The sequence below is a fragment of the Parahaliea maris genome, assembly GCF_008064665.1.
Classification (GTDB): Bacteria; Pseudomonadota; Gammaproteobacteria; order Pseudomonadales; family Halieaceae; genus Parahaliea; species Parahaliea maris.
The window spans coordinates 127,168-149,614 of sequence record NZ_VRZA01000004.1; the positions used below are offsets into that span (position 1 = coordinate 127,168).

Consider the following 22,447-nt stretch of genomic DNA (forward strand, 5'->3'; position numbering starts at 1 on the left):
CAAAGGAATAGAATGGGACCGTTGGAAGGTATAAAAATCGTTGAAATTTCCGCGTTGGGGCCGGGACCCATGTGTGGAATGTTTCTTGCGGATCTGGGGGCGGAAGTCACTGTTATACAACGCAAAGGGGGCGATTCGGGTGCACTGATAGACCTTGTCACCAAAGGCAAGTATGCCATCTCGAATCGTGGCAAGCGTTCAATTGCCCTGGACCTCAAAAACCCTGTCGCAGCAGAAGTTGCTCTGGACATTATCCGTGACTCCGACGCATTGATCGAAGGTTTTCGTCCCGGGGTAATGGAGCGTCTGGGATTGGGTCCAGAGACATGCCTGGAGTTAAATCCGGCATTGATTTACGGCCGTATGACCGGTTGGGGGCAGTGTGGTCCACTGGCAAATTGCGCCGGACACGATATCAACTATATCGCATTGAGCGGCGCACTTTACTACTCAGGTCACCGCGAGGAGGCGCCTTTCGCGCCACCGACCCTCGTAGGCGATGTTGGGGGAGGCGCACTGATGCTTGCCCTCGGCATAGTGGCCGGAATTCTCAACGCCAGAAAGACAGGTAAAGGTCAGGTGATAGACGCGGCGATTACAGACGGAACGGCTGTAATGACGTCGTTGCTGTACTCGTTTCATCAGGCAGGTGTATGGAGCAACCAACGGGGCGACAACATCATTGACAGCGCCACGCCCTGGTATGGTACTTACGAGTGTGCAGATGGCCGCTATATCAGCGTGGGCGCGCTGGAAGCCAGGTTCTATAACTTGCTGATGGAGAAATGCGGCCTCGCTAACGAGCCTGGATTCAACAACCAGTTCGACAAGACCCGTTGGTCGCGAGCCAAGGGGGAAATGGCGTCGTTGTTCAAAACCAGAACGCGTGACCAGTGGTGTGAGCTACTAGAAGGTACCGATGCCTGTTTCGCGCCAGTACTGGATTTCGTTGAGGCTGCGGCGCACCCCCATAATCGACACAGAGAAACATTTCTGGAGATTGACGGGGTTCTCCAGCCTGCTCCTGCGCCGAGATTCAGTGGCACACCTGCAGAAATCAGGTCATCGCCACCACTTGAGGGTGAGCACACAGAGTCCATCTTGAGCTCGTTGGGGTATAAGGAACCGCTCATAGAGTCACTGCGGTACCAGGGCGTAATTTGAAGCCGCCGAAGCCATAGTATGGCCCCGGTCGGATATCGCGGGTAGGGGGTCGCAGAGGAGGGGGGCTAGTCGTGCTGCCCGTTTCTCAGGTGGTCGAGAAACACGTCGAGAACACGGGGATGGTCTGCGCTTTTGTGATAGATCCCTACAATATGCCCCTAGTGCATGGTGAGGTCGGGAACCAGCGGTCTGAGATTCCCAGCCGACCTACATAGTGAGGCGGATGAGTACCGCTGTCCGCGCAGGGGGAAACCTTTTATCGGGCTTCTGGCCAGTTCAGGGCAGTCTAGCGGCGTCTCCGCGGAGACGTCGGGAAAAGAAAGCGGTATCTCCAAAACGACAACCCCCGGCTAAATGACCGGGGTTTGTCAGCAGTCTGGGGCCGGCAGAGCCGGCCCTTTTGTTGGTCAGCAAATCAGCCTACTCAATGATGACATGCTCATTGCCTTCAGGCGCGCCGCCGCGGAACAACAGGAGAGCGCCGGTTTTGCCCGACCTCGTGCCTTTGACACTCCCGCCGTTGGGCAAGACCGTGTAGCCCGACTTGTTCCCCTGGAAGGTCACCGGAGAATCGTCAACACCGGGGCTGAGCTCGAATTCAGTCAGGAAGTCCGTATATTCCCCGGTGAAATAGAGATCGTAGGCGCCACCAAAGGCGACCTGAGCCTTGTGGGTCAGGCCTCTACCGTCCAGCCCGATCTGCTCGGCGCAAACCGTGAGAACGGTGTTGGCGCTGTTGGTCTCATGGTCCGTGAGGAAGTAAATGGTCTGGGTACCGCCAACGTAGTCAGTCGCGATAACCGCATTGCGCCCGTCACTCAGGTTGCCAGCCAGCTCATAGTTAAACACATTGGCTTCGGGGAACCCGTCACCGTTGTAGTCCAGGTAGAGATCCCAGGCATTGGGCACGTTGGCATGAGTCTGGCGTTCCCAGGAAGCGACGGCGAACTGGATCACGAAGGACTTTTCGGCGCTGCAATAACCGGCCGGTACCGCAGTTGTGCGATAGCCCAGTGCCTTGAAGTCAGTGATGGGATTGTTGGCTCCACGTTCACCTTCGGGCAGATCGTCACTGGTCGCGATGAGGTTGTAGGATTCAACCAGAGTGTCTCCCACGCCCTCGTTGCTGAGCGTGAATTGACCCTTGCCACTCAGGGATACGGCCAGGTTGCCGGATTTACGCGGCAGGATGTGCCAGGGCAGGTGGATGTCATTGTCCACGCCGTCCGCATCCAGGTTCACGTAGCCGTCGTACTCCAGGTCAGTGATCCAGGCCGGGTCGGCCCCCAGAGAACCGGAGTTGCCATACCATGCCGTCAGATCTTCCGGGCTGACAGTCAGTGTGACATCAAATTCCACCGAGCCGCCGGCAGGCACATCGATGGAGGACTGGCTGGCATCGACTGACACTGCCCCATTGTCATCTGCTGCGTAGCGGAAGGCGGAGGAGACCGCGTAGGACACGTCGCTGTCGCCATAGTTGGTCACTACCACCGTCTTGCTCAGGGTAGTTTCCTCGAAGGCGTCCAGGAAGCCGAAGGAAAGTGCCGGAGACAGGGTATCGACATCCCAGGCGGATACCGCTGTGTTGAGGGCGCGATTGGCGCGTACCTCGCCACCGCCGATACGGGCTACCGGCGCCAATCCGCTAAAGGGGTCCGTGTCGATGTTGGTATCACCCGTGGTGACCAGCTTGGCCCGTACTTCGGCCGGGCTGAGGTCGGTATCCGCTGCCAGAACCAGTGCCGCGGCACCGGATACCATGGGCGCTGCACCGGACGTACCGCCGAAGGGCCCGGTACCTGTACCGGAGCCGGCAATCGCTGATACCGACGCGCCCGGCGCGCCGATCTCCGGCTTGATCAGGGCGTTGAACTGCAGGGTCGGACCACGAGATGAGGAGCCAACCATCTGGTTCACCAGCGGCAGACCGTTATCGGGGTCGATGGCCGCTACGCTATCCTCATCCAGACTTTTCAGGAAGTTGGAGGCAGACTGGCTGATCATGTAGCCAGGTATCGTAATGGGGCCGTCGCCGCCGTCACCGCCAGAGAAGGGGGCGCCCGGGGCGACCAGGCCGATGATGCCGGCACTGGCGCCGGCAAGTTCGGCGTTGAGAATCTTCAGGGTGAAGTTACAGCCTCCTCGGTCGATCAAGGCAATGCTGCCGTCGAAGGTGCCGGCGTCGTACGGTTTACAGCCGTTGAGGTTGCTGCCGTCGCTGTTGCCGTACCTGATCGGCCCTTCGACGGTGCCATCGGGTTCGACGGACCACGGCTGGAACACAGCGGGCACATCCTGGCCACCAGCGGAAATCAGCTGCAGGCTGGCCGAGGGTACCTGGGTTTGCGCCACGCTGAGGGCGGAAGGTGTCGCCGACGGTGTGCCGACAATATAGGGCTTGTCGGAGGCATTCCCGGCGGAGGCCACCGTCAGAATGCCCAGGGCCGTTGCGCCATCGATGGCGGCTGACAGGTCGTCGTCGAAGGCCTGGCCGTAATTCGAGCCCAGGGACAGGTTGAGGATATCCAGGTGGTCATCGGTTTCCGGGTCGCCATCGGGGTCCGCTGCGTACTCGATTGAGTTCAGGAGTGCGACTCCAGAGCAGGAGGTCGAAACCGAGGAGCAGACTTTCAGGGCCCAGAGGTCGACCCCCGGTGCCACGCCGGGAGGAATGCCGAGATCGACGTTACCTTCGCCGCCGATGATGTGGGCCACGTGAGTCCCGTGCCCGGCCTCATCGCCGTCATCCAGGGGGTCGGGGTCCTCAGCCAGTCCGTCGCCCGGCACAACGTCATTCGGATCAGGCCATATGCTACCCACGAAGTCCCAGCCACCCACGACTTTTTCTGTGGGGAAAGTACCATCTTCACGGACTGTGCCCGAGTCATTGAGATAATCGTCAACGATACCCGAACCACCCAGTGCCGCATGGTAGTAGTCGATACCACTGTCCACCACGCCGACGGAGATGCCGCTGCCGTCATTGTCACCCACCAGTTCCACGGCTGCGCCGATATGGGAAACCGTTTCATCGAGGGTCTTGTGATAGCGGCCTATTTCACGAATGGCGGTGACCGAAGGGTTGGCTGCAAGGCTGGAGAGCTGGGAGGCATCCACCTCCACCATGACGGCATTCAAGGTTTTGCTGAGGGCGCCGAGCTTGCGAGCACCTGCCGCAGCCAGCGCCGCGTCCAGAGCTTGCTGCTGGCTTGCAACACGCTGTAGCTGGCTGTGGCGGCCGCCGGCCTGGGCCAGGGACGGCTCGCTCAGGCGGAGAATGACTTGCACAGTCCCGCTCGCGTTGCTGAGCCCTCTGTCGAGGGTTTCGGCCTGTGAGCGCGTTATAGGCTCCGCAAGGCGCAAAGATTGCAGATGCGTGGGCACAGCGCTGTTCTGGTTGATATTGGTCTTGTCCTTGCCACCTTGCCACCTTGCGCTGCATGCGCTGAGGTTGCGAGGGCGACAGCAGATACCATGAGTAACTTCGATAGTTGCACGTAAACCTCCAAAGGTTTTTGCACAGGTACAGCTAACGAGCCCCCCGCCGCTGTTGCGACAGGGTGTATGTCTCAGAAATTTAGGTGTTGTTATCCCCTGCTGAGGTATACCACTTCACTCGCGAGCTGTTCCGACGTTATTGGATGAAGTCGCCACCGTCAGGTGAGCGACAGTGGTACCAAGAATTGGTCAAGATGCTAGCGTTGTCAACTTTGGTGCAGAATCGACTGTATCAGGGGATATCAGGACTGCTGATTGAGGGTGGATGCGCCCCTGTGCAGGGGCGCAGAGCCTGTGTGGCTGTGTTGGCGCTTCCTAAGGCTCGACTTAGTACTGGTAACTCACCTCCAACCCATAGGTCCGCGGCTGCCCGTACTGCTCCGAAATCAGCCCCAGGGTGCCGAAGTTGATGGAGAAGGTGGGATAGTCGTCGTCGGTGAGGTTGCGCCCCCAGGCCGTGATGCGCAGGCTGCCATTGCCAAGGGGAATGTTTTCCAGGTTCAGGCGTGCGTCCACCACCGTACGCTCGTCCATAATCTGGTGGGGGGAGATGACCGGTTCGCCGCCGACCACGGCGGTCCACAGTGCGGACTCGTACCAGGCGTCCTGCCAGTTGGCCTGGACGTAGCCGGTGATGTCACCGAAGTGGGTGCGGGCAAACAGGTAGTCCGCGGTGAAGTTGAGTTGATTGCTGGGGGAGCCGCGCTTGGCAAGGTCGTCCGCCGGCAGGCAGGTGGCCGGCTCGTTGGTCCCGCACACGGCGGGGAACTTGTCGTAGTTGCCATGGATGTAGGAGTAGCTCAGGCCCAGGACCAGGTCCTCCAATGGCGAGACCAGCAGCTCCAGTTCGCCACCCCAGCGGTCGGCTTTCCCTGAGTTGGTGATGACGCTGGTTGCCGCGCCGCCCTCGGTCTTGATCTGGCTGACCTGCAGGTCGTCGTAGGTATAGGTATAAAGTGAGCCGTTGATCCGCAGGCGGCGGTCCCACCAGTCGCTCTTGATACCTAATTCCAGTTGTTCGATGGTTTCCTCGTCAAAGCCATTGTCGAAGATCTCGCCGTTGAAGCCGCCGCTGCGGTAGCCAGTGCTGTAGCGTATGAATGTGTTGATGTCTTCGGTCGCCTGGAAGGCGACAGTGAAGGTGCCGCTGGTATTGGAGAAGCTCTCGGCGCGGCTAACCGCCCGCGCGGGGTTGAAACCGAAGGGGGTGGCGAACTCCTTGTAGTCGTAGTCGATCTCCTTCTCTTCTTCGGTGTAACGCAGGCCGGCAGTCAGTGACAGGCGCTCGTCCAGCCAGCCGGGAGTCCAGGTGGCGTGGGCAAAGCCGGCCCAGGCATCGGTGGCATTGTCGTAGTACTGGGCGCCTGCGCCATTGAGGGGGGCCGCGAAGATGGCGTTGCGCCGATACTCGCCTTCGTCTTCGAAGTAGTAAGCGCCGAGTACGTACTCGAGGCGATCGGTGCTGCCGATCATCTGCAGTTCTTCGGAGAATTGCTCGTAGCCGGTGAAGGTGTTCTGCTTGGTGTGGAAGGCGCCAAGGTTGTCGATACCGTCCCACAGCATGCCGGCGAAGGCGCCGACAGGGGCGCCGAGGAAGCCGATCTCCGCGCCGTAGATCTGGGCCATGGTGAGTTGCACCAGGTCGGAGTAGGCGCCGACGCCATTGCTGTCCAGGCGGCTGTCGAGGTCCTCGATATCACCGAAAACATTGGTTTCCACTTCTCGATAGCCGGTGATGGACTTGAAGGTAACATCGCCAAGGGCGCCGAGGTCGCCGGCTTCCCAGGTGAGTGTCAGGCTGTGGCCGTCAACCGTGTTGTCAGAGCGCGGGGTGAAGTCCGCGAGGCCATCGTCGGCTCGCCCCTCGCCTCGCTCCAAGGCGTTCTGGTAGGCGGCAATGGTCTGCTGCAGTGACGGTATCCAGCGGCTGCTGATGCGCGGGTCCGCACCGGGTATGTTGGCCATGCCCTGGGCGGCGGCCAGGGTGCCCTGTAGTGCTGCAATACGGCTAACGTTGCCGGCGGCATCCACCGGAGTGAAGCCCACCACCTGCTGCAGGGCGCCAGCTTCATCAAGTTCACTGTGGTCGTAGACATAGTCCACGTAGAAGCTGTCAGTGATGTTCCAATTGATCGCCGCGCGCCAGGATTGGCGGTCAAGTTCGTCGAAATCATCCCCGCCCGGGCTGTTGTTGTCGTAGAGGCCGTCGCGCAGGCGCGTCTGGTAACCGACGCTGGCGGAGAGTTCACCCAGGCCCTCGCCACTGGTACCCACAGAGGGCAGGTCCATGTTCAGCTTGAATTCCCGGAAGTTGTAATTGCCGGCCTTGGCGGTGGCCCGCAGCCCGAATTCACCCGAGGGTTTGCGGGTGATGACATTGACGGCACCGGCGGTGGAGTTGCGGCCATACAGGGTGCCCTGGGGGCCGCGCAGAACCTCGATACGCTCGATTTCCGCTACATCCATGGCCGAGCCGTTTGCCTTGCCAATATAAACGCCATCCAGGTACATACCCACCGAAGGGTCCAGCGACAGGTTGGCCGGGTTGCCGCCCGCCACCCCGCGCATGGCGAGACTGGTCGCGCCGCGGGAGCCGGGCGCCGAGAAGCCGGCTACGCCGGGTAGCTGGCCGATCAGGTCTTCCGTATTGCGAATGGCACGGTTCTCGATATTGCTGGCGCTCAGCGCGCTAATGGATATCGGCGTCTCCTGGCTGGACTGCTCCCGCTTCTGGGCGGTGACAACCACTTCCTCGAGAGCGCCGCCCTGGGCCAGCGCAGGCAGCGCGGCAGGGGCGGCCAGCAGGGAGATTGCCAGGGCGAGGGGATTGGGGGCAAGGTAGGTTTGAAGGCGGTACTTCGGTAACAGCATGAGGGCCTCTCTCTATCATTATTAACGGCACCGGGTGTCCGGCCGCTCTGTCCTGCAAAAGACTAAAAGCTAACTACAGATAAATAATTATCCGTGGGAAAACGATACACAGGAGAGGGGCTGGCCTCCATAACCGAGTTGGTCAGCAGGCCGGATGGCGGTATTACTATTAATACCAGCTAGGCGAGATTGGGGGAGTCGGTGCCCGGCGGTCTCAGGCCGATGGTGGTAACTGGCTGTCCGAAAAAGCGGGCGGCACCCGAGGGAGTGGCCGCCCGCAGAAGGACTTTGCTCTTACTCAGTAGTCGTAGGTGACCTCGAGACCGTAGGTGCGCGGCGCCCCGTACTGCTCGGTGAGCAGACCCAGGCTGCCGAGGTTGATGCCGAAGGTCGGGTAATCGTCATCGGTCAGATTGCGTCCCCACAGAGTGAAGCGCAGGTTGCCGTCCCCCAGTGGAATGCCCTCCAGGTTCAGGCGCGCGTTGACGATGGTGCGCTCATCCATGCCCAGGTGGTCGTAGATCACCGGGTCGCCGCCGACCACGCCGCTCCACAGGGCAGTTTCCACCCAGTCGCTCTGCCAGTTGGCCTGGATGTAGCCGGTGATGTCACCGAAACCGGTGCGGGCGAACAGGTAGTCGGCGGATACACTGACCTGGTGGTCAGGCGAGGCGCCGCGCTGGGCGTTGTCCACGCCGCTGAGGCAGGTGGTCGGTACATTGGTGCCGCAGACATCGGGGAACTTCTCGAAGTCGCCATCGACGTAGGAGTAGGTCAGGCCCAGCACCAGGTCCTCGAGCGGAGACACCATCATCTCCAGTTCGCCACCCCAGCGCTCGGTTTCACCGGCGTTGGTAATCTGGCTGGTGGCGGCGCCGCTGTCAGTCTTGATCTGGCTGACCTGCAGGTCTTCGTAGGTGTAGGCGTAAAGTGAGCCGTTCACCCGCAGGCGCTTGTCCCACCAGTCGGTCTTGAAGCCGATCTCGTACTGCTCGATGGTCTCTTCGTCGTACGCGTTGTCATACACTTCGCCGTTGAAGCCACCGCTGCGGTAACCCGTGGCGTAGCGCAGGAAGGTGTTGAAATCGTCGGTGACCTGGTAGGCCAGGGTGAAGTTGCCGCTGACATTGGAGAAGCTCTCGTCACGACTTATCGCCTGCGCAGGAACCGAACTGAAGGGTGTGTCGTAGGCGCCGTAGTCGTAGTCGATGGACTTGTCTTCCTCGGTGTAGCGAATACCGAAGGTCAGGGCGATGTGGTCTTCCAGCCAGCCCGGGGTCCAGGTGGTCTGGGCGAAGCTGGCCCAGGCCTCGGTAGCGTTGTCGTAATACTGGCTGCCGGCGCCGTTCAGGGGGGCGGCAAAGATGGCGTTGCGGCGGTACTCGCCCTCGTCTTCGAAGTAGTACAGGCCCAGCACGTATTCCATGCGCTCGGTGCTGCCGACCATCTGCAGTTCTTCAGAGAATTGCTCGTAACCGGTGGTGGTGTCCTGCTTGCTGTGGAAGGCGCCAATCTCGTCGATGCCGTTCCACAGGCGGCCTGCGAACACACCCGACGGTGCGCCGGTGAAGCCGATTTCGGCGCCATAAATTTGCGCCAGGGTGAGGTGCACCAGGTCTGACCAGGCGCCTGTGCCGTTGCCGTCAACCCGGCTGTCGATGTCTTCCAGGTCACCGAACACACTGGTTTCCAGTTCCCGGTAGGCGGTAATCGACTTGAAGGTGACGTCACCGAAGAAACCGAGGTCGCCGGCTTCCCAGGTGGCAGTCAGGGCGTGGCCATCCACATCGTTTTTCGACGCCGGTGCGAAGTCGGCGAGGCCGTCATCGGCGCGGCCCTCGCCACGGTCGAGGGCATTCTGGTAAGCGGCGATGCTCTGCTGCAGGGAGGGAATCCAGCGCTCGCTGATACGTGAGTCGGCGCCGGGGTTGGCGGCCCAGCCCTGGGCAGCGAGCAGGACACCCTGCATGGCCTGCAGGCGGCTCACGTTACCGGCGGCGTCCAGTGGGGTCAGGCCGACCACCTGTTGCAGGGCGCCGATTTCGTCCAGCTCGCTGTGGTCGTAGATGTAGTCCACGTAGACGCTGTCGGTGATGTTCCAGCTCACCGCTGCACGCCAGGCCTGGCGGTCGAGGTCGTCAAAGTCCTCGCCCCCGGGGCTGTCGTTTTCGTAGAAACCGTCCCGCAGGCGGGTCTGGTATCCGAAATTCAGGGCGAACTCGCCGAGGCCTTCGCCGACAGCGCCAAAAGCCGGCAGGTCGAGGTTGGTCTTGAACTCGCGGAAGTTGTAGTTACCGGCCTTGGCACTGGCGCGCAGGCCCAGTTCCCCGGTGGGCTTCTTGGTGATGAAGTTGACGGCACCGGCGGTGGAGTTGCGCCCGTACAGGGTGCCCTGGGGGCCCCGCAGGACTTCGATGCGCTCGATCTCGGCCACGTCCATGGCGGAGCCCACCAGCTTGCCGACATAGACGCCGTCCATGTACATGGCCACCGACGGGTCCAGTGACAGGTTGGCCGGGTTGCCGGCGGAGACGCCGCGCATGGCCAGGCTGGAGGCGCCGCGGGAGCCCGGCGCGGTGTAGCCGGACAGGCCCGGGAGTTCGCCGATCAGGTCTTCGCTGTTGGCGATGCCGCGGTTCTCCACGGCGTTCTCACTCAGGGCGGTGATGGAGATCGGGGTATCCTGGCTGGACTCCTCCCGTTTCTGGGCGGTGACCACCACTTCCTCAAGGGCGAATCCCTGGGCCAGAGTGGGCATGGCGGCCGGGGCGCTCAACAGGGAGATGGCTAGCGCCAGTGGCGCGTGGCGGAAAGGTCTTGCGTGGTGCATGTAGGCCTCGCTGAATCTGTTATGCAGGCGTGCTGCCTGGGTCTTATCGGGCGGCTGGTTTATATAAACCGGAGTTTAAAATATTACCGCGGGCAAAAGATACGCGCCCAAGGGCCAGCAGGCCACACACAAATTCAGGCAGGGGTGGCCCTGCGGTTTAAATTGACAAACCCGCCCGGTGCGGGAGATCCGGGCAGTGGCGTGTGATGTCTGAGGGGGTCAGGCAGGCGGAGCGGGCCGCAGGGCAGCGGTGAGAAAAGTTGCTGCTGCCACCAACTCCCGATGCAGGGGGTAGTTGGGGTCGATCAGCCAGGTCATGAACTGGTGTACGTAAATCCCGGTGACGTATTCGGTCAGTTGCTCCGGTCTGGCATCGCTGCGGACTTCACCGCGTTGGATGCCGGCTTCCAGCAGGTTCTGCAGTGCATTGCGGGTGGCGGGGAAGCGGCGCAGGTCGCTGGGACCTTCGGACGGTTCCGTGGATCCGTAGACCTGCAGGGACTGCAGCATCAGTGAGCGGGTCAGGTGTGGCGTCGCTTCCGTCATGGAAGCGACGTAATTGAAAAACGCTTCGAGCCGTTTGCCGGTCACGGCAGAGGTCTGCGCAGTGGCTTCGATCACCTCGGCAAAACGTTCGTCCACCTCCGGCAGCAGGGCCTGCAGGATGCTGAGTTTACTGGGAAAGTAATTGAACAGGGTGGGCTTTGAAATATCCGCCTGCTCGGCGATGGCTTCGACCGTGGTTGCCTCGAAGCCGTGGCGGTTGAACTGGGCCTGGGCCACCTGCAGGATGCGCTCCCGGGTCTCGCGCTTCTTGCGCTCTCGACGCCCCTCGGGGGCAGGAGAAGGTTCCATACTTTACCCAAATAAAAAATTTGACCGATGCCGCCATTAAGCCCCAGTTACACCGTGATGCCAAGGGCTAATCACCCGTGCTGCTGTTGGCAGGAGTCGCCGGACTGATGCCCGCGCCAACCAGCGGGCGCGCGGTATACCCCAGTGACAGACCTCGGTATTGGCCGCCAATTCCGCTATAATCAGCGCCTTTCGCCCATCGGGTGCACCCCGCGGACAGTTCAGGACAGTCGATGACAGACAGCAATCTCATTCCCACGGTTCAGGTACACAGCGGCCAGAAGTTCGTCAACGACCGTGGCATCACTGCGATCAAGGACGGCATCAAGGCCAGCAGCCAGCAGGGCGAGCGCCTGAAAAAGCCGGAATGGCTGCGCATTCGCGCCCGCGGCGGGGCCACCTATGAGAAGGTGAAGGGCATTGTGCACGAGCATCGCCTGGCCACGGTCTGTGAAGAGGCCATGTGTCCCAACATGAGTGAATGCTGGAGCGCGGGGACTGCCACCATCATGCTGATGGGCGACGTCTGTACCCGCGCCTGCCGGTTCTGCGCCGTCAACACCGGTAACCCCAAAGGCTGGCTGGATTCGGAAGAACCCGACAACACCGCGCGCTCGGTGGCGCTGATGGGCCTGAAGTACGTGGTGCTGACCTCGGTTAATCGCGACGACCTCGCCGATGGTGGCGCTGGCCACTACGCCGCCTGCGTGCGGCGGGTGAAAGAGGACAACCCGGAAACGGCGGTGGAAGCCCTGACCCCGGATTTCCTCGGGGTTCTGGCCGATGTGGAAACCGTGGTGGATTCCGGTATCGAAGTCTTTGCCCAGAACGTGGAAACCGTGCGTCGCCTGACCCATCCGGTGCGCGACCCCCGCGCCTCCTATGAACAGACCCTCGCGGTGCTGGCCCACGCCAAGGCCCACCGTCCCGACGTGCTCACCAAGACCAGCCTGATGCTGGGCCTGGGTGAAACCGACGAGGAAATTCGCGAGGCCATGGACGACCTGCGGGCGGCGAAGGTGGACATCCTCACCTTCGGCCAGTACCTGCAGCCCACTGCCAATCACCTGCCCATCCAGCGCTATGTCACTCCGGACGAATTCGAACAGTACCGTTTGTGGGGGCTGGAAAAGGGCTTCCTGGAAGTGGTGTCCGGCGTCTTCGTCCGCTCCAGCTACCGCGCCGAACAGGTGCTGGAAAAGAACAACGTCGGTCTCTGAACCGGCGCGTTAACGCGCCGCGGTATTGAAGCCCTGACAGGTCTCCGGCAGCGGCAGCCAGCTGTCGGGGATCGGGTTGTTCTCACAGATCAGCGTCAGCACCTCTTCGCGCTGCTCACTGGCCCACGCATCGTAGCGTTCCAACTGGGCGACAAAACGTGGGTCCTGCTGTGAAGGCGCCAGCAGCGGGTCGAGCAGTTCATTGCGGGGTGCCAGCTGACTTGGGGTTGCCGCCGCCATCTGCGTCAACGCTCCCTCTTCGTCCCCGTTTAACCAGGTCAGAACGATCCGGTCCTTGATATAGGAAGGGAACAGGGTAAGGGGTGTTCCCTCGCGGCTGTCGAGGTCTTTCTCGATGGCTGTGAGAAGTTGCCGGGCACCGGATTCATCGCCAGTGCGGCGCAGTAGCCAGGCGTAACGCAGGCCTGGGTGCAGGCTGTAGCCCTGGCTGGTGGGCAGGTCCGGTGCGGCGATCTCGTGTATTTGCCGGTAGAGCGGGAGTGCAGCGTCCAGGTCGCCGGCGTAATACGTGTTGTAGGCGAGAGTGAGCAGGTTGCTGGTGTTGTCCGGGTCCGTGTTCACGGCGGTCTCTGCATAACCTCGCGCCTCGGCGAATTCTTCCGGTGTCGCCGCGGCGAAGGTGCGGGCGTAATCGGAAATACGCCGCGCTTCGCTGACCAGCCCCACGATACTCAGGCCGCCGGCGAGGCCGCCATGGCTGTAAGTGTCCAGCGGGTTATCGCGGAATGCCAGCAGTGACCAGCGCAGGGACTCCGCGATGTTCCCCTCGCTGGCGCTGACATTGGCGTGGGTGGAGTGCCCGGCCCAGGTACTCACTTCCAGGAGGTCATCGGCGATGCGGTGGGCCCGCTCCGGATCGGTGTGGCCGAGGAACATGCCGGCATAATTCAGGCGGCCAATGACCGAAAGCGGGTCGACTTCCTGGATGCGCTTGATGTAGCTGTAGGCCAGCTGGTACTGCCCTGAGAGCAGGGCGCTATTGTTAATCCAGTTCATTGCATCGATATAGGCCGGATTAAGTTCCAGGGCCCGCTGGCAGTATTCGACCGAGCGCTGAAAATCCTCCTGTGTCGAGGCCAACTGGCACTTTGCACCCCAGGCCTCCGCCAGGGTTTCGGTGAGGGCGAAAGCCCGGTCGATATGGGGCGTGGCCTTGGCGATGACCTGGGCGGTCGTAAGATCGCCATAGGAAGACGGCGAATTGTGGAGCAGGGTATAGGCGATCGCCAGCTGTGCCCGGGCCGGAGCGTATTCGGGATCCAGCCGTACCGAACGCTCCAGTTCCTGCACCGCCTGGGTGATCGCCTTGTTGCCGCGCTGGTTGATCAGGTAGCGCCCGTGCAGGTAGGCCTCGTAGGCGGCAGTGTTGGCGGTGGCCGCCACTTTGGGTCCGCTGTCGCCCTGGTTTTCCAGTTCCAGCTCCGCCCGCAGTGCCTCACTGATGGCCAGGGAGATTTCGTCCTGGATGGCAAACACGTCGTTCAGTTCGCGGTCGTAGGTTTCGGACCACAGGTGATACCCGTGCTCGGCCTCGATCAACTGGGCCGTGATACGCAGGCGATTACCGGCCTTGCGTACCGAACCTTCCAGCACGTGGTTGACGTTGAGTTGGCTGGCAATATCACTGATATTGCGGTTGTCTCCCTTGAATTGGAAGGAGGAGGTGCGCGCCGCCACCCGCAGGTCCGAGAACTGGGCCAGTACGTTGAGCAGTTCTTCGGATATGCCGTCGGAGAAGAATTCCTGTTCCGGGTCCGACGACAGGTTCACGAAGGGCAGAACGGCGATGGAGGGCGTGCCGGAAGCGGTGACAGGTGCCGGTGTCGACCCGGTGGTGTCCGCCGCGGAGGGCGCCCTGGCGGCATCGGCCGCAGCGGCAACAGGCGCCTCGGCGGGCGGGTGCTCGCGGGTAAAGCGCGACTCCCAGAAGAAATAGCCCGCCACGACCACCAACAGTGCGATAATGCCGAAGTCCAGCTTGCGTCCGGTTACGTGGGTAATGGAGGCGTCGCGGTCTACCTCGGCCTCGCGCTTGATACCCTCGGGAGTAATTTCGAAGGCCCAGGCGAACAGCAGGGAAAGGGGGAAACCCAGGCCCAGCAGGAGCATGAAGGCCTGCATGACCCACAGCGGAGAGCCGATGTTGTCGAGGACCAGGTCGGCGATTTGCAGCAACAGCCATGCCGTTACCGCATAGGCAATCCCCACGCGGATGACGTTGCGACGCTTCAGTTCTTCGAACAGGCCCATAGAGCCCCCTCTCGGGGCCGGAAGAAGTGCCCACGATAGCAGAGTCACTGGAGCGGACTCAATCGGGTCGTTGCGGCAATAATCTGGAGACAGCAACGAATAGCCATGCAAGCCTCACCGCCGTCACTTACTCGGGACGACTGGCAGGTATTAGCGCTGCCCGAACAGGGTTGTCCGGTCCATGTGCTGCGACTCGATCGCAGCGGCGGGGCAGCGCCCGGTAACAAGGCGTTCAAATTGCATCCCTTGCTGGCGGCGGCGGTTGCCGGCGGTGCCAGATGTGTGATGAGCTTCGGCGGCCCCTGGTCCAACCATCTGCATGCGCTGGCGGCCGCCGGCGGCCTCCGTGGCCTGGAAACCGTGGGCCTGGTGCGAGGCGAGAACCTGGCCACACCGACACTCGAGGAAGCAGCCCGCCAGGGTATGAGGCTGCACGCGCTGGCGTACTCGGCGTATCGCCGCCGTAACGACGACGCATTCCAGCGGGAGATGGTCTCTCGCTACGGTCCCGGTGTTCTGATTCCGGAAGGCGGCGATTGCCCGGCGGGTGCCGGCGGTTGCCTGCCCATCGGCGAGGCCATTGCCCGGCGCTTTCCGTCGGGCGCAGTGGTCGTGCTGGCCACGGGTACGGGAACCACCCTGGCGGGTATTACCGCGGGCCTCGACGAACGCTTCCGCGTAATCGGTATCTCGGCCCTGAAGGGCGCACTCGATACCGCTGCCCGCGTCCAGGCCAACCTCGACGCCCTGCGGGCGTCCCGGGTGGCGCGCTGGGAAATCCGCCACGATTATCACTGTGGCGGCTTCGCCCGGTGCAATGACGCGTTGCAAGCCTGCATCCACTGGAGCGACAGCATGGGCCTGCCGCTGGAACCGGTGTATACCGGCAAGGCGCTGCTGGCAGTACGGCAGATGCTGGCGGCGGGGCAGCTCGACACCACACTCGACACCACACTGCCGCTGGTGCTGGTCCACACGGGGGGCTTGCAGGGGCGCCGCGGCTTTGCGTGGCTGGGGCCATCCGCCTGATCAGTCAGGCCAGTTGTCCGGGCAGACGAAAAAGCGTCGCGTCTCCTGGCCCGCCGTGCCCAGGGCCGCCACCAGCTGCGCGCCGGCCCCCTCGCCAAAGCGCTCCCCAAGCTGCGTATGCAGGCCCGCCGCGTCCAGCCGTTCTTGTGCCGGTACTTCGGCGGCCGCCAGCCACTCGAGTCGCGGTAGCACCCGGTAGGTCTCTCCCGCCTGCAGGGCGCTGTCGAGCTCCTTCAGGTAACACCATGTGTCCAGTGAGCGGGCGCGGTTGAAGCCCTCCGGTGCCACCGCGTCTTCCTGCAGGTGGTGGAACAGGTAGCCTTTCACCTCCACCTCCCGCAACGGGTCGCGGATACACTTTGCCTCGAGCAGTGCGGCACCGGCGGGGTGGAGGGACAGCTGGCTCTGGTGTGTCAGCAGGCGGGTGAGTTTCAGGTCGAGGCGGTCGCGACTGTTGGGCCCCAGCCACTGATCCCAATCACATCCCGCGTCCTGGCGATGCAGATAGTACTTGACCGCCAGCTCCAGGTGCACTGCCCGCTGGCGACGATAACAGTAGTAGAGGCAGTCGAACTCGCCGACCGTCTGGCCTGCCTGACGTACCGGCAGGTTGTGCGTCAGCAGCTCCACCTCGGCATCCTGCTCGAGAAAAAACTGCCACAGGGTCTCGAAATACAGGCCCAGGCGCGTCTGGGGGTGGGCGGCAAGCCGCGCCAGCAGGGGGGCCGGGTTGTGGTCCAGCGCCACCAGCCAGCGAAGACGTTCCGCGGTGGCGGCGAAGCCGGTGTTGGAGACCGGCGCCGGCGCTCCCGGCAGGGCGCCACTGCGCAGCAGTGGTGGCGACAGGCAGGCGAAGGCCAGGTCGCGGACCGCACGCTGGCGCAGGGCCGGGGCCTGATCGGGTGGAGTGGAGAGCAGGTTTGGCATGCGTTCTCCCCGGCAGGACTCGTGTCTGGGCACCCCTGGTCAGTAGGCCTGCGCCGCGGGGGCACTACCTAATTGATCAGCGGAACCTTTATACTACCAGTCCATTCGGGGCGGAACGCGAAAGAATGCAGCCATCCTTCAAGAAAATTGGCCTGGTCGGTCGCAGTGCCCACGAGGGCGTACAGGCTGTGCTCGAGGAACTGCTGGCGCTGCTCAACGAGCGGGCGCTGGAGGTCGTGCTCGAGGATCGCCTCGGCGAGCTGCTGCCCGCGGGCAGCCACCAGCTGGCCAGCCTGGACGAAATCGGGGAAGACGCCGACCTGGTGATCGTGGTGGGCGGTGATGGCAGCCTGCTCAGTGCCGCGCGCACCCTGGCCCGTTACGAGACCCCGGTGCTGGGGGTCAACCGCGGCCGCCTCGGTTTTCTCACGGATATCAGCCCCGACGAAATCAAGCAGCAGGTGCCCGCGGTGCTGGACGGCAAGTTCGAGCGGGAACGGCGCTTCCTGCTGGACGCCCGGGTCACCCGCGACGGCAAGACAGTGGGCAAGGCGGACGCCCTCAACGATGTGGTGGTGAACTCCGGGACCTCGGCCCAGATGATTGAGTTCGAGCTGTCCATCAACGATACCTTTGTCTACCGCCAACGCGCCGACGGCCTGATCGTGTCCACACCGACGGGGTCCACCGCCTATTCCCTGTCCGGTGGCGGGCCCATCATGCACCCGACCCTGGATGCCATGGTGCTGGTGCCCATGTTCCCCCACGCGCTTTCCAGCCGCCCGATCGTGGTGGACGGCAACAGCGAGATCAGTATTCACATTCTCGGGCGCAACCGCATTCACCCGCCGGTGACCTGCGACGGCCAGGTCAATATGACCGCCCGTCCGGGTGACTGCGTGGTGATCAGCAAAAAGCCCCACCGCCTGACCCTGCTGCACCCCATCGGTCACAGCTTCTATGCCAGCTGCAGGGATAAGCTGCGCTGGAGCTACGCCCTGGTTAACTAGGTATTGCTGCGGATGAAAGACGGTTACCCGGCGCTGCGCGTCGGGCTCGACGAGGATTTGCTGCCGCTGAGTGTCGCCCTGCGGCAGCGCGGCGTGATGCACCGCATCTATGAGGAGCGGGGGCAGCAGGTACTGAAGGTCATGGACGCAGGCCACGTGGCCCCGGTGGCCGAGCTGTACCGGGCCTGGCGCGCCGGCGAAGTGACTATCGAGATCGAGCAGCGGGAGAGGGCGCCCGCGGCAGCGGCACCCGCCACCTGGCGCGGAGCCCCCGTCACTCTGGTGCTGCTGGCGCTCAGCGCGGCGGGTTTCCTGTTGGTGTATTTCAACGCCCCGGTGAGCTGGCTCGCCCTGTTGACCTTCAATCCCTTCACCCTGCAGCAGGGCCAGATCGAGTTTCTGCCCCAGGGGCACCAGTACTGGCGCCTGGTGACACCGGCCTTCCTCCACTTCGGCTGGCTGCATATTGTGTTCAACAGTCTGTGGCTGTGGGAACTGGGGGCCCGGGTCGAGCGGGTCATGGGCAGCGTCAATATGCTCGGCTTGTTTACCGCCATCGCCCTGGTGTCCAACAGCGCCCAGTACCTGTTCGGCGGCGCCGCCATCTTTGGCGGCATGTCCGGCGTGGTCTACGGCTTGCTCGGCTTTTCCTGGGTGGCCGGTGCCCTGCAGCCTCGCTGGGGGCTGCAGCCGAGGCCCGCCATCATGCTGTTCATGGTGGGCTGGCTGGTGATCTGTGTCGTCGGGGTGGTGGAAGTGCTGGGCTTTGGCGCCATTGCCAATGCCGCCCACGTGGGTGGCCTGCTCAGCGGCGCCGTTCTCGGTGCGCTTTTCGGCGGGCTGTCGCGGATTTCCAAAGCCTGAGCCCGGGGCGTTATAATCGCGCCCCTCGCCCTACATCCCCGGTTCGCCATGGAATACCAGCAACTGATCGAAAGCCTGACCCCCGAGGTCTACGACAAACTCAAGCTCGCCGTGGAGCTGGGCAAGTGGCCCGACGGCCGCCGGCTCAGTCGCGAGCAGCGCCAGGAGTGCCTGCAGGCGCTGATCGCCTGGGGGGAGCGCAACCTGCCCCAGGAGCAGCGGGTGGGCTATATCGACCGCGGGCACAAGGCGGGCGACTCATGTGATAACCCGGGTGACGACCCCGATTCCGAAGTGCCCCTGAACTGGCGCGACTGAACCCACAGGGGCGCGCGCGAACGCGTCCCACGCCCACCTGATCCGACCAAAGGAGGCCCCTTGGCCCAGGAACTTTCCGCAGGTCCCCTGCGCAAGATGAAGACCGCGCTGGAATCACCCGTGCAGTACCAGATGGTGCTGGGTGACCACCTCGAACCCCTGAATAACCTGCTGGGCCAGGCCCTGCGGCTGGATTACCAGGGGCAGATCAACTGTATCCACTGCGACCGCAAGACCAGCAAGAGCTTCAGCCAGGGTTACTGCTACCCCTGCTTCAAGCGCCTGGCCCAGTGTGACAGCTGTATCGTCAGCCCGGAAAAATGCCACTACCACCTGGGAACCTGCCGGGAACCGGAGTGGGGTGAGCAGCACTGCATGATCGACCATATCGTTTACCTGGCCAACACCTCCGGGCTCAAGGTGGGAATCACCCGCCACAGCCAGGTCCCCACGCGCTGGATGGACCAGGGGGCGAGCCAGGCCCAGCCCATTTTTCGCGTCAGCAGCCGTTTCCAGTCCGGCCTGGTGGAGACCCTGTTCAAGAACCACGTGGCCGACAAGACGAGCTGGCAGACCATGCTCAAGGGGCCCGGGCAGCCGGTGGATCTCGAGGCCCGACGTGCCGAACTGGTCGCCGAGTGCGCCGGGGACATCGCCCGCCTGCAGGATGAGCACGGCCTGCAGGCCATCACGGTGCTGGAAGGCGAGGCGGAGACGGTCATCGACTATCCGGTACTGGAGTACCCGGTGAAGGTGAAGTCCTTCAACCTGGACAAGACGCCCTCCATCGAGGGCACCCTGACCGGGATCAAGGGTCAGTACCTGATCTTCGATACCGGCGTGATCAACCTGCGCAAGTACGGCGGCTACCAGGTCGCCCTGTCCCGACTCTGACTGAGGTATCCCATGCGAGACGCACGCCCCAGCGCCATCTACCTGAAAGACTACCGACCACCCGCTTTCCTGATCCAGCGTACCCGGCTGGCTTTTGACCTGTACGAGGACCACGCGCTGGTGGCGGCGACGCTGCACATCCGCCGTAATCCCGCCGCCGAACCGGGTGAGGCGCTGGTGCTGCACGGGCAGGAGCTGGAGTTGCTGTCCATTGCCCTGGACGGGCGGGAGTTGGCAGGCCAGGAGTATTCGCTGACCGACGACACCCTGCAGGTGGCCTCGGTGCCCGACCAGTTCACCCTCACCACCCGGACCCGCATCCGGCCCCAGGACAATACGTCGCTGGAAGGGCTGTACAAGTCCCGCACCATGTTCTGTACCCAGTGCGAGGCCGAGGGTTTCCGCAAGATCACCTACTACCTGGACCGGCCGGATGTCATGGCCGAGTTCGAGGTGAGCGTGGAGGCCGACCGCGCCCGCTACCCGGTGCTGCTGAGCAACGGCAACCTGGTGGGCAGCGAAGTGCTCGACAACGGCCGCCACCGCGCCGACTGGCACGACCCCTTCCCGAAGCCAGCCTACCTGTTCGCCCTGGTCGCCGGCGACCTGCGCAGTGTGGAGGACAGTTTCACCACCTGCGGCGGGCGCGAGGTCAACCTGCGCATTTTTGTGGAGGAGAAGGACCTCGACAAGTGCGACCACGCCATGCTGTCACTGAAGAAGTCCATGCGCTGGGACGAGGAAGTCTACGGCCGTGAATACGACCTGGATATCTTCAATATCGTCGCCGTGGATGATTTCAACATGGGGGCGATGGAAAACAAGAGCCTCAACATCTTCAACAGCTCCTGTGTGCTGTGCAGTCCCGCCACGACCACCGACAAGGGCTTCCAGACGGTGGAGGCGATCGTTGCCCACGAGTACTTCCACAACTGGTCGGGCAACCGGGTCACCTGCCGGGACTGGTTCCAGCTGAGCCTGAAAGAGGGCTTCACGGTATTTCGCGACGCGGAGTTTTCCGCCGATATGGGCTCGCGTACCGTCAAGCGCGTGGAAGACGCCACGGTTATGCGCACCGCCCAGTTCGCCGAAGACGCCGGTCCCATGGCCCACCCGATACGGCCGGATTCCTTTATCGAGATCTCCAACTTCTACACCCTGACCGTCTACGAAAAGGGTGCGGAAGTGGTGCGCATGATCCATACCCTGCTAGCCGCTGAAGCCTTCCGTAAAGGCTCGGACCTGTATTTCGAGCGTCACGACGGCCAGGCCGTGACCTGTGAGGACTTCGTGGTCGCCATGGAGGACGCCTCAGGTGTGGACCTCGGCCAGTTCCGCCGCTGGTATTCCCAGGCCGGCACGCCGGTACTGTCGGTGAACGGTGAGTACGACGCCGATGCCGAACGCTACCGCCTGCACGTGCGCCAGTCCTGCCCGCCAACGCCGGGACAGGCCGACAAGCAACCCCTGCTGATTCCCCTGGCCATGGGCCTGCTGGGAGATGCCGGCAACCTGCCATTGCAACTGGCCGGGCAAGCGCCGGACCCCGAGACCGGGGACAACACCCACCTTGTTCTCAGGGTGACGGAAGCCGAACAAACCTTTGTCTTCGAGGACGTGCGTGAACCGCCCGTGCCCTCCCTGTTGCGCGGGTTCTCGGCGCCAGTGCGCCTGGAATACGCCTACAGCCGGGGGGAACTGTGCGCCCTGATGAGCCGTGACGACGACGGTTTTGTGCGCTGGGATGCGGCGCAACAGTTGGCCCTGTCGGTACTGGAAGAAGTCGAAGGGCAGATCCTGGGGGGCGACGCACCTGTGGTGGATCCGCTGTTCCTCGACGCCTGCACCGTCCTGCTGGAGGATGCCAGCCTCGATCCGGCGATGGTCGCGGAAATGCTGCGCCTGCCGGGCGAGGGTTACATGGCGGAACTGGCGGCCCGCCGTGGCGGTGCCCGGGTGGAGAGCATCCACCTCGCCCGTGAAGCGGTACTGAAAGCGCTGGCGGAGCACGCAGAAAACGCCTGGCTGGACACCTACCGGCGCAACGTGGTGAGTGAGCCCTACGCTCCCGAAGCCACCCAGGTGGCCGCTCGCAGCCTGCGCAACCTGAGCCTCGAGTATCTGGCGCTGGCGCGTCCCGAGCACATCGCCCTGGCGCGGGCCCAGTTCGCCAGCGCGGGCAACATGACCGACCAGTTGGCAGCCCTGCGGGTGATCAGCCAGCGCGGCAGCGACGCCCAGCGCGACGAGGCGCTGGACAGCTTTTACCGGCAGTGGCAAAGCGAGACCCTGGTGGTCAATCAGTGGCTGCAAGTGCAGGCGGCAGTGCCGGGTGAGCAGGCGCTGGCACGGGTCCGCGGCCTGCTCGAGCACGCCGCCTTCGACCTGCGCAACCCGAACAAGGTGCGTGCACTGGTGGGTGGTTTTGCCAATGGCAACCCGCTGCAGTTCCATCGCGCAGATGGCGGTGGCTATGGGTTTCTCGGCGAGATCATCGAAGCCCTGAACATCCGCAACCCGCAAATCGCCTCGCGCCTGCTCACACCGCTCACCCGCTGGCGTAACTACGCCGGGGAGCAGGGAGTGAAAATGCGGGCGGAACTGGAGCGCCTGGCGGCGCTGCCGGACCTGTCGCCGGATGTCTTCGAAGTACTGAGCAAGTCCCTGGAAGGCTAAGCCTTCAACTGCAGGTG

14 protein-coding genes are annotated in these 22,447 nt (G+C 63.0%); 8 read left to right on the forward strand and 6 right to left on the reverse strand.

Annotation, left to right across the window (positions count from 1 at the left end; genetic code table 11):
• Window positions 1-12 precede the first annotated feature (12 nt).
• On the forward strand, window positions 13-1,164 hold the full coding sequence (locus FV139_RS12435; RefSeq protein WP_148068780.1) for a CaiB/BaiF CoA transferase family protein: 1,152 nt from the start codon (window positions 13-15) through the stop codon (window positions 1,162-1,164).
• A 420-nt stretch (window positions 1,165-1,584) separates the two neighbouring features.
• Here FV139_RS12435 and FV139_RS12440 read toward each other — a convergent pair whose 3' ends face one another.
• The 4 genes from FV139_RS12440 to FV139_RS12455 form a co-directional block, all read right to left on the reverse strand.
• Window positions 1,585-4,455 carry a S8 family serine peptidase gene (locus FV139_RS12440; protein WP_148068781.1) on the reverse strand — a complete coding sequence of 957 codons (2,871 nt, stop codon included), beginning with the start codon at window positions 4,453-4,455 and terminating at the stop codon, window positions 1,585-1,587.
• A 537-nt stretch (window positions 4,456-4,992) separates the two neighbouring features.
• Window positions 4,993-7,536, reverse strand: a complete 2,544-nt coding sequence (locus tag FV139_RS12445) for a TonB-dependent receptor (protein WP_148068782.1) — start codon at window positions 7,534-7,536, stop codon at window positions 4,993-4,995.
• A gap of 298 nt (window positions 7,537-7,834) precedes the next feature.
• Window positions 7,835-10,366, reverse strand: coding sequence for a TonB-dependent receptor (locus FV139_RS12450; protein ID WP_148068783.1), 2,532 nt, complete (start codon window positions 10,364-10,366; stop codon window positions 7,835-7,837).
• 219 nt (window positions 10,367-10,585) lie between these two features.
• A complete protein-coding gene (locus FV139_RS12455) occupies window positions 10,586-11,221 on the reverse strand; it encodes a TetR/AcrR family transcriptional regulator (RefSeq protein WP_148068784.1) in 636 nt (211 codons plus the stop codon).
• Between the two features lie 233 nt (window positions 11,222-11,454).
• Between FV139_RS12455 and lipA the strand changes: the two genes are divergently transcribed.
• Window positions 11,455-12,441 carry a lipoyl synthase gene (lipA, locus tag FV139_RS12460; protein ID WP_148068785.1) on the forward strand — a complete coding sequence of 329 codons (987 nt, stop codon included), beginning with the start codon at window positions 11,455-11,457 and terminating at the stop codon, window positions 12,439-12,441.
• A gap of 9 nt (window positions 12,442-12,450) precedes the next feature.
• Here lipA and FV139_RS12465 read toward each other — a convergent pair whose 3' ends face one another.
• On the reverse strand, window positions 12,451-14,712 hold the full coding sequence (locus FV139_RS12465) for a hypothetical protein (RefSeq protein WP_148068786.1): 2,262 nt from the start codon (window positions 14,710-14,712) through the stop codon (window positions 12,451-12,453).
• 105 nt (window positions 14,713-14,817) lie between these two features.
• Here FV139_RS12465 and FV139_RS12470 point away from each other — a divergent pair, with 105 nt between their 5' ends.
• Entirely contained in the window at window positions 14,818-15,741 is a 924-nt protein-coding gene (locus FV139_RS12470; RefSeq protein WP_148068787.1) for a 1-aminocyclopropane-1-carboxylate deaminase/D-cysteine desulfhydrase, read from the forward strand.
• Here FV139_RS12470 and FV139_RS12475 read toward each other — a convergent pair whose 3' ends face one another.
• Window positions 15,742-16,668: a DUF1853 family protein gene (locus FV139_RS12475; RefSeq protein ID WP_148068788.1), complete on the reverse strand. Its 927-nt coding sequence runs from the start codon at window positions 16,666-16,668 to the stop codon at window positions 15,742-15,744. It lies immediately after the preceding gene.
• 125 nt (window positions 16,669-16,793) lie between these two features.
• On the opposite strand from FV139_RS12475, the gene FV139_RS12480 reads away from it, so the two are divergent.
• Genes FV139_RS12480 through pepN form a run of 5 tightly spaced genes read left to right on the forward strand, consistent with a single transcriptional unit; the run spans window position 16,794 to window position 22,430 of the window.
• Window positions 16,794-17,678 (forward strand): NAD(+) kinase, encoded by an 885-nt coding sequence (locus FV139_RS12480; RefSeq protein ID WP_148068789.1) that lies wholly within the window; start codon window positions 16,794-16,796, stop codon window positions 17,676-17,678.
• Between the two features lie 12 nt (window positions 17,679-17,690).
• Window positions 17,691-18,542, forward strand: a complete 852-nt coding sequence (locus FV139_RS12485; RefSeq protein WP_148068790.1) for a rhomboid family intramembrane serine protease — start codon at window positions 17,691-17,693, stop codon at window positions 18,540-18,542.
• Between the two features lie 48 nt (window positions 18,543-18,590).
• Window positions 18,591-18,860, forward strand: coding sequence for a YeaC family protein (locus tag FV139_RS12490; protein ID WP_148068791.1), 270 nt, complete (start codon window positions 18,591-18,593; stop codon window positions 18,858-18,860).
• 60 nt (window positions 18,861-18,920) lie between these two features.
• Window positions 18,921-19,754 (forward strand): DUF2797 domain-containing protein, encoded by an 834-nt coding sequence (locus tag FV139_RS12495; RefSeq protein WP_407946818.1) that lies wholly within the window; start codon window positions 18,921-18,923, stop codon window positions 19,752-19,754.
• A gap of 12 nt (window positions 19,755-19,766) precedes the next feature.
• A complete protein-coding gene (gene pepN, locus FV139_RS12500) occupies window positions 19,767-22,430 on the forward strand; it encodes an aminopeptidase N (RefSeq protein ID WP_148068792.1) in 2,664 nt (887 codons plus the stop codon).
• Window positions 22,431-22,447: the final 17 nt, after the last annotated feature.